The 15,847-nt window shown below is 63.9% G+C and carries 18 protein-coding genes; 1 reads left to right on the top strand and 17 read right to left on the bottom strand.

Annotated features, from left to right (window positions below; translation table 11 throughout):
* Nucleotides 1-243: 243 nt before the first annotated feature.
* Nucleotides 244-1,815 carry an anti-phage dCTP deaminase gene (locus tag J2126_RS03105; RefSeq protein ID WP_209483834.1) on the top strand — a complete coding sequence of 524 codons (1,572 nt, stop codon included), beginning with the start codon at nucleotides 244-246 and terminating at the stop codon, nucleotides 1,813-1,815.
* On the opposite strand, the gene J2126_RS03110 is transcribed toward J2126_RS03105, so the two are convergent.
* From J2126_RS03110 to J2126_RS03190, 17 genes are all read right to left on the bottom strand, one after another.
* Nucleotides 1,786-2,364 carry a deoxynucleotide monophosphate kinase gene (locus J2126_RS03110; RefSeq protein WP_209483836.1) on the bottom strand — a complete coding sequence of 193 codons (579 nt, stop codon included), beginning with the start codon at nucleotides 2,362-2,364 and terminating at the stop codon, nucleotides 1,786-1,788. The two genes, J2126_RS03105 and J2126_RS03110, sit on opposite strands and share 30 nt — an antisense overlap.
* Complete coding sequence (locus J2126_RS03115; RefSeq protein WP_209483837.1) at nucleotides 2,364-3,647, bottom strand: helix-turn-helix domain-containing protein; 1,284 nt, start codon at nucleotides 3,645-3,647, stop codon at nucleotides 2,364-2,366. The genes J2126_RS03110 and J2126_RS03115 overlap by 1 nt, the downstream gene beginning before the upstream one ends.
* 23 nt (nucleotides 3,648-3,670) lie before the next feature.
* Nucleotides 3,671-4,522 carry a DNA adenine methylase gene (locus J2126_RS03120; RefSeq protein WP_209483839.1) on the bottom strand — a complete coding sequence of 284 codons (852 nt, stop codon included), beginning with the start codon at nucleotides 4,520-4,522 and terminating at the stop codon, nucleotides 3,671-3,673.
* Between the two features lie 153 nt (nucleotides 4,523-4,675).
* Nucleotides 4,676-5,062, bottom strand: a complete 387-nt coding sequence (locus J2126_RS03125) for a hypothetical protein (protein ID WP_209483841.1) — start codon at nucleotides 5,060-5,062, stop codon at nucleotides 4,676-4,678.
* 10 nt (nucleotides 5,063-5,072) lie between these two features.
* Nucleotides 5,073-5,228, bottom strand: coding sequence for a hypothetical protein (locus J2126_RS03130; protein ID WP_209483843.1), 156 nt, complete (start codon nucleotides 5,226-5,228; stop codon nucleotides 5,073-5,075).
* Nucleotides 5,225-5,527, bottom strand: a complete 303-nt coding sequence (locus J2126_RS03135) for a hypothetical protein (RefSeq protein WP_209483845.1) — start codon at nucleotides 5,525-5,527, stop codon at nucleotides 5,225-5,227. The genes J2126_RS03130 and J2126_RS03135 overlap by 4 nt, the downstream gene beginning before the upstream one ends.
* A complete protein-coding gene (locus J2126_RS03140; RefSeq protein WP_209483847.1) occupies nucleotides 5,527-5,970 on the bottom strand; it encodes a hypothetical protein in 444 nt (147 codons plus the stop codon). Before J2126_RS03140 ends, J2126_RS03135 begins: the two co-directional genes overlap by 1 nt.
* A 9-nt stretch (nucleotides 5,971-5,979) precedes the next feature.
* On the bottom strand, nucleotides 5,980-6,291 hold the full coding sequence (locus J2126_RS03145) for a hypothetical protein (RefSeq protein ID WP_209483849.1): 312 nt from the start codon (nucleotides 6,289-6,291) through the stop codon (nucleotides 5,980-5,982).
* Nucleotides 6,281-6,772 carry a TIGR02594 family protein gene (locus tag J2126_RS03150; RefSeq protein ID WP_209483851.1) on the bottom strand — a complete coding sequence of 164 codons (492 nt, stop codon included), beginning with the start codon at nucleotides 6,770-6,772 and terminating at the stop codon, nucleotides 6,281-6,283. Before J2126_RS03150 ends, J2126_RS03145 begins: the two co-directional genes overlap by 11 nt.
* A gap of 680 nt (nucleotides 6,773-7,452) precedes the next feature.
* Nucleotides 7,453-8,724 (bottom strand): HNH endonuclease, encoded by a 1,272-nt coding sequence (locus tag J2126_RS03155; protein ID WP_209483853.1) that lies wholly within the window; start codon nucleotides 8,722-8,724, stop codon nucleotides 7,453-7,455.
* Between the two features lie 130 nt (nucleotides 8,725-8,854).
* Complete coding sequence (locus J2126_RS03160) at nucleotides 8,855-11,392, bottom strand: hypothetical protein (RefSeq protein WP_209483855.1); 2,538 nt, start codon at nucleotides 11,390-11,392, stop codon at nucleotides 8,855-8,857.
* A complete protein-coding gene (locus tag J2126_RS03165; RefSeq protein ID WP_209483858.1) occupies nucleotides 11,392-11,829 on the bottom strand; it encodes a hypothetical protein in 438 nt (145 codons plus the stop codon). The genes J2126_RS03160 and J2126_RS03165 overlap by 1 nt, the downstream gene beginning before the upstream one ends.
* Nucleotides 11,830-11,839: 10 nt before the next feature.
* A complete protein-coding gene (locus J2126_RS03170; protein WP_209483859.1) occupies nucleotides 11,840-12,355 on the bottom strand; it encodes a DUF4376 domain-containing protein in 516 nt (171 codons plus the stop codon).
* An 11-nt stretch (nucleotides 12,356-12,366) separates the two neighbouring features.
* A complete protein-coding gene (locus J2126_RS03175) occupies nucleotides 12,367-13,485 on the bottom strand; it encodes a hypothetical protein (RefSeq protein WP_209483861.1) in 1,119 nt (372 codons plus the stop codon).
* Entirely contained in the window at nucleotides 13,486-14,139 is a 654-nt protein-coding gene (locus J2126_RS03180; protein ID WP_209483863.1) for a hypothetical protein, read from the bottom strand.
* The gene (locus J2126_RS03185) at nucleotides 14,132-15,235 is read right to left on the bottom strand and encodes a baseplate J/gp47 family protein (protein ID WP_209483865.1); all 1,104 of its coding nucleotides are present in this window, start codon (nucleotides 15,233-15,235) and stop codon (nucleotides 14,132-14,134) included. Before J2126_RS03185 ends, J2126_RS03180 begins: the two co-directional genes overlap by 8 nt.
* A complete protein-coding gene (locus tag J2126_RS03190) occupies nucleotides 15,235-15,807 on the bottom strand; it encodes a phage GP46 family protein (RefSeq protein ID WP_209483867.1) in 573 nt (190 codons plus the stop codon). Before J2126_RS03190 ends, J2126_RS03185 begins: the two co-directional genes overlap by 1 nt.
* Between the last annotated feature and the right edge of the window lie 40 nt (nucleotides 15,808-15,847).

Below are 15,847 nucleotides of genomic sequence, written 5' to 3' on the forward strand. Positions count from 1 at the left end.
TCGGTCGAAGCGATCCGCTTTTTTTTGGTTGGGCTCGAACTTTAAGCCGAGGATAGTTGCAAGAGCCTGCAACGCAATCGTAAGCTCGGCCGCACGCTCTTCGATTAATTTGGGGGTAGAAACATGCCTGTCGACCATCGAGCCCTCCCCGCACGACTCTCACTTCATTAGGACACCTCATATCGAGGCCCTGCGCAACCATTGTGTTGGGCGTCTCGTTAACGATTGCTGAGGGCGGGAGCCATGTCCCAAATCGCCACACCGGCAACTTATCCAGAGCTTTTCGTCGCGATTGCGGGTCCAATTGGGGTTGACATCGAACACATCACAACCACCATCAAAAAACAGCTAGATACCCTTGAATATAAAAGCTCGATAATCAAGCTTACGAGCGAGATGATTGCATTCGGCGATGATCCACCACCCAAAACTGACAATAAGTACGATGAGTTCATGGGGAAAATGGACTTCGCCAACAGCATAAGACGTGAATACGATCTCCCCGACGCTCTAGCTCGAATAGCAATCTCAGCAATTAGAGATGAGAGAAATAAGCTATTAAAATCGAATGCTAATATCGAGCAAACTGCATATATTATTCGCCAGATTAAACACCCTTCCGAGGTCGATCTACTTCGACGCGTATACGGAAAGCAATTTATATTAGTCTCAGCCTATGGAACGGCTAGCGATCGAAGAGATTTATTGCGTGAATCAATAAAACTTGGAGAGTCCACAAGCTCTTCTGAGGCCGACATTTCATATAAAGTTGATAAATTGATGGAACGCGACGCAAGCGAGTTGGGCGAAAGACTTGGTCAACAGCTGCGCGACGCATTTCATCTTGGCGATGTTTTTATTGATGGAATTGATAAAGTTAAAATACATAATGGAATCGAACGGTTTTTCAACGCATTCTTCGGAAAGACAGATATTACTCCTAGCCGAGATGAGTATGCGATGTACGCAGCTAAATCTGCGTCTCTGAGATCGAGCGATCTTTCCCGTCAAGTCGGAGCCGCGATTTTTTCTGACGACACAGCGCTCATTACGCAAGGCTGCAACGAAGTCCCAAAGCCCCATGGTGGAACGTACTGGGATAACGACATCCCCGACTATCGAGACATGAAAATCGGATATGATCCCAATGATCGCCAAAAGCGTGAAGTGGTTCGAGATGCGATTGAAAGACTACGCTTAGAGAGCCTTCTCTCTGAAAAGGCGCTACAATTTGGAAGCGATTCAGACATCGTCAGTGCCCTAATCGGGAAAGGTCCAGGTGAAAAAGCGGGCGCGCTTGCCAACTCGTATCTGATGGACCTTACGGAATATGGCCGAGTGGTTCATGCGGAAATGGGCGCCATCTGTGACGCAGCTCGTTTTGGTCGTTCTGTACGTGGCTGCACGTTGTACTGCACAACATTTCCATGCCACAATTGCACAAAACACATAATCGCATCTGGAATTAAACGCGTTGTATATATCGAGCCGTACCCAAAGAGTAAGGCCAAGCAACTGCACGACCATGAGATTCAGCTTGATAGTGAAAGCGACCCTTCAAAAGTATGTTTTGTTCCTTTTATCGGAATATCTCCCCTTCGGTACCGCGATATATTTCAGAGGGGCCGACGCAAAAATAGTGATGGCTCTGTAAAAGATTGGATTTTTGATAAACCAAAACCGATGCTCGATATTGAATTTCCAGCTTACGTCGGGACTACAGAGCCATGGGCTATTTACCCACTCCTTGGAGAAACAACTGCAGGCGAGATCGACAACGCTAAACTAGACACTCAAAAACCGATGGATGGTTAGTCCTGCCGCAGCAAGCATGGAAACCGAACCAACCGATTGATCTAGTTTGCCAAAAAACGCGTGCTCCATGCTGTTTATTAGTTCGGCATCCACTTCTAGGCCGCCAAGCTCGGAGACGTGGCCGGCCGATGCCGCTTCCAGCGCAACTTCGCCCGGCGCCACAAGCCGGATAACCACCCCGCCCAGCCGGCGCACGGCCTCCACCTCATTCGGGAAGCGCACGTCGTCGACCACCACGCGGGGCTTGCCGGCGGCGGCGTATTCCCATGCGCGGGTCCACAGGTCGGGTGCGATCATGTCGCGGCCCCATTCGGTGCCGAGCCACTGCATGGCCTGGCGGGGCGTCCGGCCGCCGAGGAGGTCGCAGGGCAGTTCCTTGCGGGCGCCGTCCACCTCCTCTTCCGTGCAGCCGAGCGCCCGCATCATCGCCTTGAGCGGCCCGGCGATGCGGACACGCTCGAATCGGTGGTGCTGCACGAGGTGCTGCGCGGCCGTGGTCTTGCCGGCGCCGGCGCGTCCGGCGAAGCCGATGATGATCTGCCGTTCCATCACGCCGCCTCTCCTTCCCAGCTCACCCAGCCCTCGCCTTCCGCCCGCTCGGGCGGCGCCTCCACGCGCACGTTCCAGCGGCTGGTGATGCCGCGGCGGGGGTGGACGAACCACAAAGGCTGCGAGGGCTCGGAGGGAATTGCCCGCAAGGCAAGCCGGGCGTACTCGTCGAAGCCCTTGAGGGCATTGGCGACGATAGCGCGCGGCAGCCAGAGCTCCTGGTGCCAGTGGCCGATGACGAGCACGTCGTAATCGCGCCCGCTGGACGCCGCCTGCCCGCGCGTCTTCACCTCGCCGCGCATGATGGGCCCGATGGCGCCGATGATGCCGTCGCCGCCCTTCACGCCCAGCATGTCGCCATGCATGGCGAGGTAGCGCTGGCCGAAGACGCGATAGCGCACCTCGTTGGAGGGGCGGATATCGAAGCGTATCTGCGGCCGGCCGGCGAAGTGGCGCGTCAGCAGCTCGTAAATCAGCCAGTCGTAATTCTTGAAGATGTAGCGCTTGAACTCCGGCTTGAGCGTGTTCCGCCCGTGGTTGCCGGCCGCGCAGGGCACATAGACCTGGCCGAAGGCGGAGATCATGCGCTCGAAGGCCCAGGCGAGGATATCCACGGCGCGCAGCACCGCCGGCAGCACGCCTTCCTGGTCGGTCTTGGCGAGCTCGGGGTGCAGGCCGCCGCTCACGATGTCGCCGAGGAGGTTGACGACGATGCCGGGATAGCGCCCCGGCCCGTGGCGCGTGCAGATGCTGATGACGTTCTCGACCAGCGTGCGGATGCGACGCTCGGCGATGTCGAGGTTATAGGCGTTGATGCCGTTGGTCTCGGCGAGGGCCACCACCTCGTCCAAGTGCCAGTCGGACCAGGTGCAGACAGGCACCTCGGCGGTGCTCTCACCCTTGCGCTTCGTGGCGGGCCGCAGCAGCCAGTTGGGCGGCTCGACCGGGGCGCGGGCGAGGCTGCCGAGGATCTCGCGCACGGCCTCCTCATTGAGGGCGTCCCGGTGCGCGGCCTTCAGCTCGCCCCGCAGGCGGCGCACCTCGTCCTCGAGCTGCACGATGCGCCGGCTCTCCGGCGAGCCGCCAAGGCGGAAGGCGGAGGCCGGCTGAGCCGGCGGCTCCTCCCCGGCGCCCTGCGCCACACGGTCCCGCACGCGGCGGACGGTGGAGCGCTCGACGCCCAGTTCGCGGGCGACCTGCGAGATGTTCGGATTGCGGGCAAGGGCCAGGCGAATGCGCTCCGCCTCGGCCTCGCCGAGGTGGACGCCGACAGGACGCGGCATGAGCGATCTTTCTTATGTGGAGGTCAGAACTCGCCGAACATGTCGGGCTGCGTGGCACCAAGGCTGGCGAGGCCTTCGGAGCTGATGATCAGCTCACGGACCGACTTCGCGGCCCCCGATGCGATGGTATAGGTCAGCGTCACTTCCGACCGCTCGAAAGCATCGAACGTAGCGCGGACGGCTGCGGTATCATTGAGGGTCAGGATGAACCGGCCCTTCAGAGTGGAAAGCTGGGCAGCAAGGGCCGGGAAATCATCCGGCGCGAAGACCCCGGCGCCATAGTCCTCCTCACTGCCCGCGTAGGGCGGGTCGAGGTAGAACAGCGTTTCCGGTGAATCATAGCGATCAATGAATTCGCCATAGGGCAGTCGCTCGATGACGACGCCAGACAGACGCGAATGGAGATCATCGAGCAGCGCGGCCAGACGGGTGATGTCGAAGCGCCCGGAAGTGCCGACTGAAACACCGAAACTCCGGCCAGCAACCTTGCCGCCATAGGCCGCCCGCTGCAGGTAAAGAAAGCGCGCGGCCCGCTCCAGATCCGTCAGGGTTTCAGGCGGGGTGGCCAGAAGGCGCTCGAACTCCTCTCGCGCGGTGATGCGCCATTTCAGCAGATCCATGAACGGCTGATAGTGCCGCTGCAGGATGCGGTAGAAGGTGGCTACGTCGCCCGAAATATCGTTGATGACCTCGCAGCGCGGCGCGCGGGTCCGGCGCAGGAAAATACCCCCCATGCCGACAAAGGGCTCGGCATAGGTCACGTGAGGGACCCTCTGGATCAGAGCGACCAGTCGCGCCGCCAGCTGCTTTTTGCCGCCAATGTAGGGCGCCGCCGGAACGGCGGCCCGAACGGTCCGGAATCCATCATCATCCATTGAGAACATTCCGCGAACATTATAGGCTTCGCGAGCGCGCCGGTGCGCACGGCGGGTGGCCTTCACGGAAGTGGTCGGGCTGCGCGGGGCTTCTGCCAGGAATGGCCCGCGGCGGACGGACGTTGACGCGTCCGAATGCCCCGTCGTCTCTCTTCAGGGCCGCGCGAAGAAGCGGGCTAGGGCGCCGATGAAGTCGGCCCAGAAGGTCGTCACCAGATACCAAGCGCCGGCGGCGAGCCCGGAAGCGGCCACGCCCATGAGGCCAACGACGGCCCCAACTCGTGAGCGGAACAGTTTGGACGCCGAGGCTTCGGTCTCCACGCTCTCCAGCCGAGCCGGCACGGTATCCAGCTTGCCGAGGCGCTCGGCCATGGCGTCGAGCTTCGTCAGCATCAGGCGCCGGTCCTCGCTGGCGGCCCGGCGGTCCTCCCGCAGGGTCTCGTCAATCCGCTCCAGCTGGGCGCCTTGCGCCTCCTGCGTGGCGGCAAGCTCGCCAAGCTGGCGATGGACTTCGGTCGTCATAGAGGGGCGGGCGGCCATCTGTGTCCCCTCAGGGCGAGACGTGAGCCACCCGGCGGGTTCCGTCGGGTGCGATGTCGACATAGGAGCCGCGGGACACGCCGCCGCCGGAACCGATGAGGCCGTTGCCCTGGCTGGCGCAGCCGACGAGGGCGAGAGCGATGAGAAGCAGGAGCGCCGCCCTCACAAAGCACCGTCGAGGATCAGCGCCAGGCGCGCCGTGTCGGCCTCGTGCAGGGCGATGAGGCGCCAGAGGCAGGCGGACTTGTCCGCCTCGGAGCCCTTGAGTTCATCGATCTTGAGATAAAGCTCGCGCTTCGGGATCGGCCCCGTCCCCTTGGGTGCCCCCACGATCTTGCGGGCGCAGGCGACGATGTCGGCCGGCACCTCGGTCAGCGTGATATGGGGCTTCGGCGCCGGCGGCGTCGCGGAGCAGCCCGCCAGGACCAGCGCCGCCCCGGCGATCGGGATGAGGATGAGCCGCATTACTGCCTCCACAGGTTTCGGATAGCCTCGCTGGTGGCGGCATCGAGGGCATCGGACGGCAGTGTCGCCGCCACCCCTTCGGCCGCCTCGGCACGGGCCGTGGCGGCTTTCAGGTTCTCGGCTGCCTTGCGGGCGTCCGCCTGCAGGCCCTCCACCTTCAGCCGCTCGGAGGTGACTTCCTTGACCAGCGTGCGGTTGGCGGCGAGCAGCGCCTGCCGCTCCTGCTCGGCCCGCATGTTGCCGGCGCCGGCCGCCCATGCCGAGGCATAAATGGCGGCGACGGCCGCCACCAGCACCAGCGTGCGATGGGGCAGCAGCGGGAAGCGCTGGTAGACGAGCCCGCCGATGCCGGCGAGGAACAGGAGGCCGGAGGTCGCGAGCGTGAAGCCGGACGGCAGCCACGAGATGAGCGCGGCGAACATCCCGGAGAAGTCAGGGAGCATGGAGCCTCCTCACCCCGCGAAATTGCGGGGCGGCTCGGGCGAGCGTTCGGGGGGGTCGGGAGGCTCCGGCGTCGGCGCATAGGGCGTGCCGGAGCGGGTGGCGAAGATGGCGGCGATGTCCTGCGCGGAGGCGAAACCGAGATAGCCCAGCACCACGGTTGCCAGCAGCAGTATCCAGCCCCAGGCGATGGTTTCGTTGACCCGCGTGTCGGGCGCCGATTCCAGCATCATGAGGCGCCAAGCGGCAAAGCCGATGACGCCCATGGCGACGAGCCGGCGGAAGAACCATTGCGGCTCCCCCGCTGCCCGCCTACGCCTCATTGGTGGAGACGCGGCCATCGCTCTTCACCAGCGGCAGGCCGCCTTCGGGAACCGGCACGCCGTCCGGCCAGCGATAGCCGAGCACGCGGTCGCGACCGAAGGGCTTGATGTTGACGGCATCACCCTGGTTGCCGCCGAGCACCATGAGATTACCGAAGGCATCCTTGCCGACGACGAAGCCCACATGGCCGGACCAGCCGGACGGCGAGCCGCGCCAGAAGACGACGACGCAGCCCGGCACCGGCTGCGACAGGGCCCGGCCCCACTTGAGATAGGAGCGCGCCGCCGCCGAGCGAGTGGACTTGATGCCGACCTCCTCGAGCACGCCACCGACGAAGGCCGCGCACCACGGGGTCTCGTCATCGCGGAAATCGGCGAAGATCTTCTGCCACCAGCCGAGGATGGTGGCGTTGTGCCGGGAGCCGGGCACCTCGCGCAGTCCGAGAAACGTGCGCGCGTGGGCGATCCACGGAGTGTCCATGGGGGATATCCTTCAGGTGCTGAAAAAGAAAAGGCCGCCCGAAGGCGGCCGTGGTAAAAGGAGGCGTTCGCCTCAAGGCTGCAAACTTGGGTGGACGGGAGCCGGGCGGTTCCACCCACACCCGCCCGGCTCACCTTCGCGGTGCAGCAATTTCCTGATAAGGAGGCTCCAGCCGGCTTTCACGCGCCACGTGGAGCCGGTCAGAGCCGGGCGGCAAGGCCCCTAAACCATGGCCGTCCGGCTCGCCAGCTGCCTCAGCAGCGTTTCGCGCCTGCGACCGGCTCACCGCTACCTCAATTGGAGGATGCTCGCCCTGCCACCTAGCGGCAACATGCTCGCAGTCATTGAGCTGGTGTCAGGGGGGCAACATGCGCTTGGACTGGATTGCGATAAACGCCACCGTTTTCGTTTTCGCCGCGCTGTGGCTAGTGCTGCACTGATTTCCTCGTTGATGATCACTGCAAAAGCCGATGTTTGCCCTAAGGCGGCCGTGGTAAAAGGGTGCGTCCGCCCTAGCCCTGACACTGGGGTGGACGGAAGCCGGGCGGCCGATCCCCATAGGTCGCCCGGCTCGCCTTACTAAATGTTGAAATTACGGCGTTCGTTTTCTGCTGACTACGGGCGGCAAACACGAGCCGGGTGGACGCATTTCGCGTCACGAACCCCTAAATTATCCACCCCTAGACACGCTCCATCAAGCGGGCGATTTCATTGGATTTTATATGTAAATCAGATTCGCCGTGTTTCGGAGCGTGTATAATAAGACGAATATTGCGATCGGACGCATATTTGTCCGGTTCAACGAATTTACCAAAGTCGGATAATCTAAATTTATCGACCAATTCGGCAGGAACATATGCCTCTGCCTGTATATCAAAGCCATTTTTATCCGGAAAGGCCCTAACTATATCTCCAAAAAATGCAGAGATATTATGAACTATTATACAGCTTGAGCCGGCGGGTCCGTACCAATGCTCGTTAGTGGTAATATTAGTGAAATAAAATCCACGCGATACATCTTCCAGATCGCGGGAGAGCTCACGGGGGTGAGCCTGCTCGCGCCAATGCTGCAAAAGTGATACTAAATAAACATCACCTTGCCGAAGCCGGTCTAAATTCTCGGACCAAATATATCCAGGCTGAAGTTTAGTTGTTGACATATGCCAACAAAAACTAGGTCGTCGGTAAACTCGATATACTGCATCGTTCGTCAGCCCGAACATTCCCGCTTCTGTGCTTTCGATGTGAGCAGTCCCGCCGATGGAAGCCATACCACCTTTTGCCCCAATTGTATGCATCCATCCATCGGCCACCTTCCAACCCAAGCCACCGGAGACGAAGCAGGCGGCGTGCAACGTTACCCGATCATTAGACAACTCTAGATCGACCAGTAGACTTCTTAGAGCGTCGCGAATTATAAGCCGTGAACCGACGTATTCGTAGTCCCACGCACTTGTCGCAACCTGTAATTCTCCGCGATTAACGGAAAGTAAAATCTTTCCGTCAATATCTGTCACTAGAATCGAGAATGTAATCCACCCATCGTCGCGATGAAGGACAAAATAATCGTTCCCAGAAATCCAAATAACGTGACATGTTGCGTCGCACGAAACTGGCTTCCAAAACAATGTATTAGTCGCTATCTGGATCTTTATTTCTTGCGTTTTATCTATATCATATCCAGACGTAAAAATTCGTTCTTTATTGAATGGATCTTTTGCATAATGTCGAATCATTTCGTCAGAAAGTCGACCTCTTGTTTTCGCAGCGTGATGATTTGGGCAAAGCAGTATTAAATTACTCTCCTCATGGACCTTAACATCTGAAAATTTGTCTATGTGATCATAATCAAAGACTGGCAGGCCGCATGCCGCGCATCCAAAGCGATATCGCTGACGAACGGCACGTTTTATGGCTTCCGGTATGGCAGGACGGGGCTCACCAAACTGCATTTGCGCACCCTAACTGAGCTGGGAGGCGAGCTTTCAAATGTGACGCAAACAGATGGCATAATCAATCACCGACCGCACGAGGCGGGTAAACTACAAATCTCTAGCGCTGATCCACACTCCCTAAGCACGTTCAGTTCGCCTGATGCACGTAGAGCAACGGCCCGAGCATGGCCTCAGCCCACTGGATCGCCAGTTCTCCATTATAGTGAACCACGTCCTCCACATTGTACGTCACGGTTCCCGTGTCCGTATCAGTCTCGGCAGCAACACTCGCCTTGAAGCCGCCGAAGGCGTTCTGCATCGCCCACGCCGGCACGAGCCACACGCGATCCGCCTCTCGATTGCTGAAGTTCTTAAGCTTCATCTTGATGAGGTCGGACGTGCGGTCCCGGTAATGGCTGGGTGCCGACGCGAAGTTGGCCGTGTCGGACGCCTCGCCGACGGCCTCGGAGGCAACGAAGATCGTCCCGTTCGGGAAGGTCGAGCGGAAGTTCTCCACGATCCACGTCTGGGCCACTTCGTTGTCGGCCACCCAGGTGGCTGAGGTCGTGCCGTTCCGCCCCAGCTGGAAGCCAACCCGAAGCTTCTCGGTACCAGCGAGGTTCACAGCCCCGTTCGTCCGCCAATAGGACCAGTCGAACAGGCTATAACTCGCCTTCACCTGGCCCGAGACGAGATCCTCGGCGTAGCTGGTGCGCGTTCCCGTGCCCGGCGCATAGCTGAGGGCCGGATCATCGTTGGCGAAACACAGCGTGGGATGGGCCTGGATGATCGTCAGGTCAGCCGGCGTCGCGACGGCCAGCGACCGCAGAAAGGGATTGGCGGCAGGCCGGGATTTTCCGAGGTAGTTCAAGGCCGACCAGCCGGCCCGCCCCTCATAGGCGATGCCGCCCGAGGACAGAGTGCCGACCCCTTGAAGCGTAGCGCCCGACGCATTCACCCTTTGGCGCAACGCGTTCAGCGCCAATGCGGCGGTACTGTCACCCAACATGCAGAACTGGATGGTGCCGGTTTGGATGGAGCTTGCGAGGTAGCAGGTGAACGTCCTCCGGCGCACCTGTCCGATCGGGATATTCCCGCCCCGCACATCGAAGAAGCAGACCGACCCCTTGAGCTGCTCGCCCTTCAGCCGAAGCGTCGGTCCGAGCAGCTCGTTGAAGCCGGGGTTATTGTCGCCTTCGGCAGCCGGGGAAATCAGAGAGACATCAAGGTTGGCTTGCCGCTGGCGCCCCTTCAACACCTGACGGGTAAAGATGCGCGTGTCGCGGCCGGTCACGAAGGCCACGGGCGTCGGCCACAGGATGAGGGTGTCGTCCTTGGTCCAGGTCTCATAGGCCGGCGGCGGTGCAAGGAGATTGGAGAGGGCCGCGAACAGTCCATGGAGGCCGGTGGTCGGCGCGGCACTGTCTGCGGCATCTCCGGGAAGCAACACGAAGATGATGCGCATGGATGCCGTGGAGGCGTTCCAGAGCATCCGGGTGGCGGCGGCCGTCGCCGTCATGGTCAAAGAGCGCAACCGGCCATCGGCGACAAGCTGCACCTCCGAGGAGGCCGAGCCACCACCCCATTCAAGCGAGACCTTAATGCTGCCCTTTACCGGCGCTGCGTCATCAATCGGGATGACGCGATAGAACATCGTGACCTTAGAGCCGCTCGCCGCTCCGACGATCGGAGTGCGGGCGTAGGAAGCCGCACCGCTCGCTTCCACGATCGACAAGTCACCCAACCCATTCACCGTGAGGGTGTCCATGGACGTGTTGGTAGACGGGCCGTTGACCAGACCGATATTGCGGACAGTCGTGTCACGCGGCGGGTTTGCGACCAGAGTGCCAAGCCCGAGCAAAGCCGAAATGAGCGCGCTGTCGGCAGGCGACAGGTCGGCGACGGCTCCGGGCATCACGACATAGTTGATGTCGAGATAAGTCGCGCCATTGGTGTCGAGCCCGAGATCGGGCGCCGAGAGGGTCGCGTGGGTGTTGGTCAGAACCACGGACTGGATCACGCCCGGCGTCGTGGAGAGGATCGACCCCATATTGGAGACGAAGCCCGTGCCATTTCGAAACAGGCCAAAGCGGCTCGAAATGGTCGTGCCATCGCCCACCACGAAGAACACCGTCACCTTCCCGCCCGGAGGAATGCTCCGGGAGAGCGGCTGCTTCACGTACCGATAGGCGGCCGTGCCGGCCTGGAGCAGAAGCGACGTGAGGCCACGGGCCGTAAGGGTGTCATAGGTTCCCGACGCAGCCGCCATCACAGCGGTCGGCCCGAACGACAAAGTGCTGTCGTTCAAGTAAGCCGACACCCACCGCCAGCCGGCGGGAGACACGCTCCAGGCGAAGACACCGGAGTTCGCCACGGTGCCACCAACCACCGGATCGGTATGGGTGCCAGCGTCTCCATAGACCTCGGCCTTTTGTCCGGCCCAAAGACCAGCTATGGCTGCGAGATCGGTCCACGACGCCGCGACAACAGCCGTGCGAGCTGATGCCTCCTGGGCGGACAATGCCGCGTTTTCAGCAGCCTCAGCCGCCGCTTCGGCATTCTCTACGGCCGTCAGGGCCGCCGGCGTCACATCGCCGGTATCGCCCTTGTCACCCTTGTCGCCCGTGTCGCCCTTGGCTCCGGGCTGTCCCGGAACCAGAACCTCGATGACCTCGATATCGGACATCACGGCATCCATTGATAGACGTCCACGGGTCCGTGGACGATGGGATAGGGCGTTGCGGCGATAACCCGGGTGAGCTGGTACTGCACCGCACTCCCACCGGGCGGGAACGGCGCGGTTTGTTCGGGCGAGAGCACGAGAGTGACCAACCCCCCGGCTTCGTCGACATCAACCTCGTCCGCCGCAGAAGACAGGGACAGCTCACCGCCGTCCCACGCGAAGCTGTAAACCATCTCCGAGCCCGCGAGGTCGAAGAGCGCGCCGTCCGACGTGCGGAGGCGGAACATCACCTGCAGCGGCGAGCCCCGCCAGAGCGTCAGGCGCCGGAAGCCCGGAAGTCCCGGCGCTGGCGGCACCACCGGGTCAAGGCTCGCCTTGAGCCGGCTCGCGGCCGAGGCGAGGGCGAAGCTGTCCCGGACGGACCCGAGGCGGGGCGCCATGCGATTCTCCTCAGCCGTTCGCCGGCCAGTCGGCCGCGTCGATCTGTTCGAAGTTGACGATGTCGCCCGCCGCGATGGCTTCCTGCACCGCCTTGAGCGCGGTGAAGCACGCCTGCACGTGGCGGCCGACGGCGATGCCGATGGCCTGCATGGTGGCCGCGTCCAGGCTCACCCACACGCCGGGCTGGGCTTCCCAGTCGATGGCGGCGATGGTCTGGTCGGCCGTCAGCAGGATGACCGCGCCGGAAATCTTGGCCTGGCTCTTCTCATCGGTGCGCACCGAGGTGCCGCCGACGGTGATGCCGCCGGTCTCGATGCGCCAGCGCAGATCGGCGGCATAGGCGAGGAGGTCCGCCGACGTGGGCGACGGCGCGGCGGGCGGACGGAACAGCCCGCTCTCATAGGTGTCGCCCACATTGGCGGTGTCGCTCTCGACGCCCACGGCGCCGGGAAAGACCTCCTGCCAGTCCGCCCCGGCGAGGATGACGCGGGCGACGGTGCCGTTCTCGATGATGGCGATGCGCATGTCCGCTCCGTTCAGAATTCGAAGATGAGGGCGAAGCCGTCGCCGCCGGTGCCGCCGGCCGCGTTGCCGTCCGCGCCGCCGCCGCCCGAGCCGCGATGGCCGTTGCCGCCGGTCGCCTTGCTGTTGGAGCCGTTGCCGGCCGTGCCGCCGCCGCCCAGCGCGCCCGAGCCGCCGGTGCCGCCGGTGCCGGCGGAGGAGGAGCCGCCACCCGAGCCGTTGATGCCGAAGCCGCCCGAGCCGCCCGAGCCGCCCGTGCCGCCGATGCCGGTGCTCGCGGTGCCGCCATTGTTGCGCGCGCCGCCCTTGCCGGGATTGGCCGAGAGAAGCGCGCCGATGGAGGTCGCCCCCGCGCCGTCGCCGCCGTTGGCGTTGACCGATGCGGCGCCGCCGGCGGCGATGGTCACGGTGGCCGAGGCGAGCGCGCTGACATCGAACAGGCCGAGGCGGCATTCGCCGGCCCCGCCGCCCTCGCCCGCCGCGTTGGGCGAAAAGCCCGAGGCCCCGCCGCCCGCGCCGCCGGGGCCGTGGGCCAGCATGAAGGCCCATTTGTTGCCCGATTCCTTCGTCCAGGTGCCGGACGTGGTGAAGGCGGTGAATTTCGGCGTGGAGGACGCACCGCCCGAGACCACCTGGAAGGCGGTGCCGTCATAGGTGACGAGCACGTAGCGCCCGGCGCCGAAGGTGCCGGCGGGCACATCGCCGTCGCGATACTTCAGCGCCTTGGTGGCGAGGCCGTCCACCGTCAGCGTCATGGCGCCGCCGGTATTCTCGTTCGGCGCGGTGACGATGAAGGTCATCTGCCCGAAGGACGTGAAGGGCGGCGTGAAGGCCGCCGTCAGGTCATCGTCGGCGCCGGACGCGACGGCGAGCCGCACCATGCCGGCGCGGATGGCGTCGCGCAGGAAATTGTCCGGCGTGGTGCCCTCGGCAATGCCCATGCCGCGCACCGCCACGCGGAGCATGGCGGTGACGCCGTTGAACCACGAGGCGATGAGATCGGTGCCGTCGGCCGCCTCGGCGGAGGTGCAATCCTTGAACCACGAATCGTCGGGGCCGAAGACGCGCGAATCGGAGGGGCGGACCGTCACCGCGCCGGCGGCGGACGTGGACGGGCCGATGATGTCGGTCATTCAGGCAACCTCATAGGTGACATTGAGATGCGCGTGGACGACGCGCTCGATGAGGCAGATGACGGGCGCCACATTCGGCCCGCAGGAGAGGCGCTGGCCGGCCTTGATGCAGCCGGCCTGGGCGCGCGGCACGGTGGGCGCCTGATAGGCAGGGCTGTCCGCCAGATGGATCATGATGCGCAGTTGCGAGGGGCCGGGCCGGCGGCCGGCCACGGCCGCGCCGGCCTTGCCGCAGCCGGCCATGGTGCCGCAGCCGTCGGAGCCCTCGTCGCAGGTGACGGACCATCCGGCCTGCGCGGCGACGGCGGCGTAATAGTCGCAGCGGGTGCCGCCGATGGCCGCGACCTTGGTGCAGAGGTCCGGAAACGGGTCGCAGGCGTCGGGCAGGCCGTATTCGATCAGCCAGCCGTCGCGCGTCTCATTGGCCGTGGAGCAGAAGAATTCCTCGCTCGCGGCGCAGATGCGGGCGTTGATGAATTCGAACAGATGGGCCAGCGCCCGCCAGAAGCGCCACAGCGTGGTGCCTTCCCGCCGCGCCGCATCCCACGCCCGGCCGCGCGGCAAGAGATCGCGCAGCGCGCCGTGGCATTCGTCGAGTGTCGGGCAGATGTCGGCCCCGCGCCCGGGGCCGCAAGCCAGCGGTTGCTCAGACAAAGTTCAGATCTCCGAGCACGGGAATCTCGCCGGGGTCGAAAGCCAGGTCGGAAGTCGGCGCCGCCAGCACGTGGCGGGCCTCGTCGGCGGCCTCGGAGACCGCCTGCGACACCCACGAGCGCGAGAGCGTGAAGGGGCTGGCGAGGTAGGGCATGGCCGGGTGGGTCGAATCCGTGCCGCTGACGATGGCCCGGCGCAGCAGCATCTCCTTCAATTCGGCGCGGATGGCCTCGCGCACCGCCGTGGAATCGGGCGAGAGGCCGGAGACGGTGACATCCACCGGCACCGCCACGGGCGCCGCGACGGTGAGGCCGGCGCTGGCCGGGATGACCGTCTCCAGATGGTCGCGCACCCGCGCCACCTCGCCGGAGGGCGGGATGCCATCGGCATAGATCTCATCCATCAGGAAGAAGACGCGCACCGTGCCCGCGCCGGCATGGAGCCGCTCGACGAAGACACGGGTGACGCCCGAGACCTCCATGGCCCAGCCCACATAATCGGCCGGCGCGCCGCCATGGGGCGGGTTGCGCTTGCGGAAGAGGATGCGGGCGCGGAGGCTCTCGTCGCCCTCCATATCGCTGCCGCCGGTGATGCCGACGGCCGCCACCGCCAGCGTGCCGGCGCCGGTGAAGCCGGAAACCGCGGCGAGGGGCGTGCCGCCGACCGCATTGGCCGCCGCGCCGTCCGCCATCGCCACCACCGACACGTCGAAGGTGCCGGCCCCGCCGATGGCGGCGCCCGAGAGCGCCCGGTATTCCTGCCCCGACGCCGCCGAAAAGCGCGCGCCGCTGGCCACCGCGCTCGCCGCCGTGGCGGTGATGGTGACGGTGCCATAGGCCGGCGCGGCCGGGCGGCGGGACAGGCCCAGCTCATAGGCGTGCCGGTCGAGATACTTGCCCTCGGCCTTCGACGCGAACATCTGGCGCATGCGCCAATCGAGACGGCCGAACAATTCGAAGATGCCGCCCGCCACCACCTTTGCGGTCGGGGTGATGTTGTTGGGCCAGATCCACGCATCGGAACCGGGCATCTCGGCGCGGAAGGCGCCCCGCATGCGGTCGATGAGGGCGGCGAGCGTGGGGGTCTGCCAGGCCATCAGGTGTTCCCAATGCTGCGCCAGTACACGGCGAATTTCTGGGCATAGACGTTGGCGCCGTCGCGCCCGTAGAGGTCGACGGTGAGGTCGAGGCGGCCGGCGATGGCGTCGAAATCGGCGGATACATCGACCCGCGCGCAGGCCTGCTGGGCGATCAGCGGCGCGAGGGCTTCTTTGGCGTAGAGCGTGGCGAGCTCGGCCGTGCGCTCGGTAAGCGGCGCGCGCTCCAGTAGCCAGAGGTGGGAGCCCAGCGCCGCCTCGCCCTCCTCGCTGCGCACGTCGATGCCGTCGCCCCACCAGCCGCGCGGGTCGCCGTCATCGAGGCGCGGCGGGAAGCCGGCCGGGCCGGGGCTGCCGTCCTCCAGCTCGCGCGGCGCGCGCTTGTCGGTGAACAGGCAGAGCGCGACCGCCGTCGCCAGCGGCGACGTGGCCGAGAGGCCGCCGCGGTTCAGGCGTTCGTCCGGCCCCGCGAGCGCCCAGTCGGCCCCGCCGGCTTGCGGGTCCCAGAGGGAATCCCACAGGAGGAGCGGCTGCTCGGCGCAGCCCTCGTTGACGCGGATGAAGACTTGCATTTTTTGGTGCCCGCCGCGGCGCGCCGCCGCCAGCCAACCC

The sequence above is a fragment of the Xanthobacter flavus genome, assembly GCF_017875275.1.
Taxonomy (GTDB): Bacteria; Pseudomonadota; Alphaproteobacteria; order Rhizobiales; family Xanthobacteraceae; genus Xanthobacter; species Xanthobacter flavus_A.

Excerpts from the sequence above, each read along its gene's own strand:
- J2126_RS03115 (WP_209483837.1), bottom strand. The coding sequence starts at position 3,647 with ATGCCGCGTCCTGTCGGCGTCCACCTCGGCGAGGCCGAGGCGGAGCGC.
- J2126_RS03160 (WP_209483855.1), bottom strand. The coding sequence starts at position 11,392 with ATGTCCGATATCGAGGTCATCGAGGTTCTGGTTCCGGGACAGCCCGGA.
- J2126_RS03105 (WP_209483834.1), top strand. The coding sequence starts at position 244 with ATGTCCCAAATCGCCACACCGGCAACTTATCCAGAGCTTTTCGTCGCG.
- J2126_RS03165 (WP_209483858.1), bottom strand. The coding sequence starts at position 11,829 with ATGGCGCCCCGCCTCGGGTCCGTCCGGGACAGCTTCGCCCTCGCCTCG.
- J2126_RS03170 (WP_209483859.1), bottom strand. The coding sequence starts at position 12,355 with ATGCGCATCGCCATCATCGAGAACGGCACCGTCGCCCGCGTCATCCTC.
- J2126_RS03125 (WP_209483841.1), bottom strand. The coding sequence starts at position 5,062 with ATGGCCGCCCGCCCCTCTATGACGACCGAAGTCCATCGCCAGCTTGGC.
- J2126_RS03185 (WP_209483865.1), bottom strand. The coding sequence starts at position 15,235 with ATGGCCTGGCAGACCCCCACGCTCGCCGCCCTCATCGACCGCATGCGG.
- J2126_RS03120 (WP_209483839.1), bottom strand. The coding sequence starts at position 4,522 with ATGGATGATGATGGATTCCGGACCGTTCGGGCCGCCGTTCCGGCGGCG.
- J2126_RS03110 (WP_209483836.1), bottom strand. The coding sequence starts at position 2,364 with ATGGAACGGCAGATCATCATCGGCTTCGCCGGACGCGCCGGCGCCGGC.
- J2126_RS03155 (WP_209483853.1), bottom strand. The coding sequence starts at position 8,724 with ATGCAGTTTGGTGAGCCCCGTCCTGCCATACCGGAAGCCATAAAACGT.
- J2126_RS03140 (WP_209483847.1), bottom strand. The coding sequence starts at position 5,970 with ATGCTCCCTGACTTCTCCGGGATGTTCGCCGCGCTCATCTCGTGGCTG.
- J2126_RS03135 (WP_209483845.1), bottom strand. The coding sequence starts at position 5,527 with ATGCGGCTCATCCTCATCCCGATCGCCGGGGCGGCGCTGGTCCTGGCG.
- J2126_RS03175 (WP_209483861.1), bottom strand. The coding sequence starts at position 13,485 with ATGACCGACATCATCGGCCCGTCCACGTCCGCCGCCGGCGCGGTGACG.
- J2126_RS03145 (WP_209483849.1), bottom strand. The coding sequence starts at position 6,291 with ATGAGGCGTAGGCGGGCAGCGGGGGAGCCGCAATGGTTCTTCCGCCGG.
- J2126_RS03190 (WP_209483867.1), bottom strand. The coding sequence starts at position 15,807 with ATGCAAGTCTTCATCCGCGTCAACGAGGGCTGCGCCGAGCAGCCGCTC.
- J2126_RS03150 (WP_209483851.1), bottom strand. The coding sequence starts at position 6,772 with ATGGACACTCCGTGGATCGCCCACGCGCGCACGTTTCTCGGACTGCGC.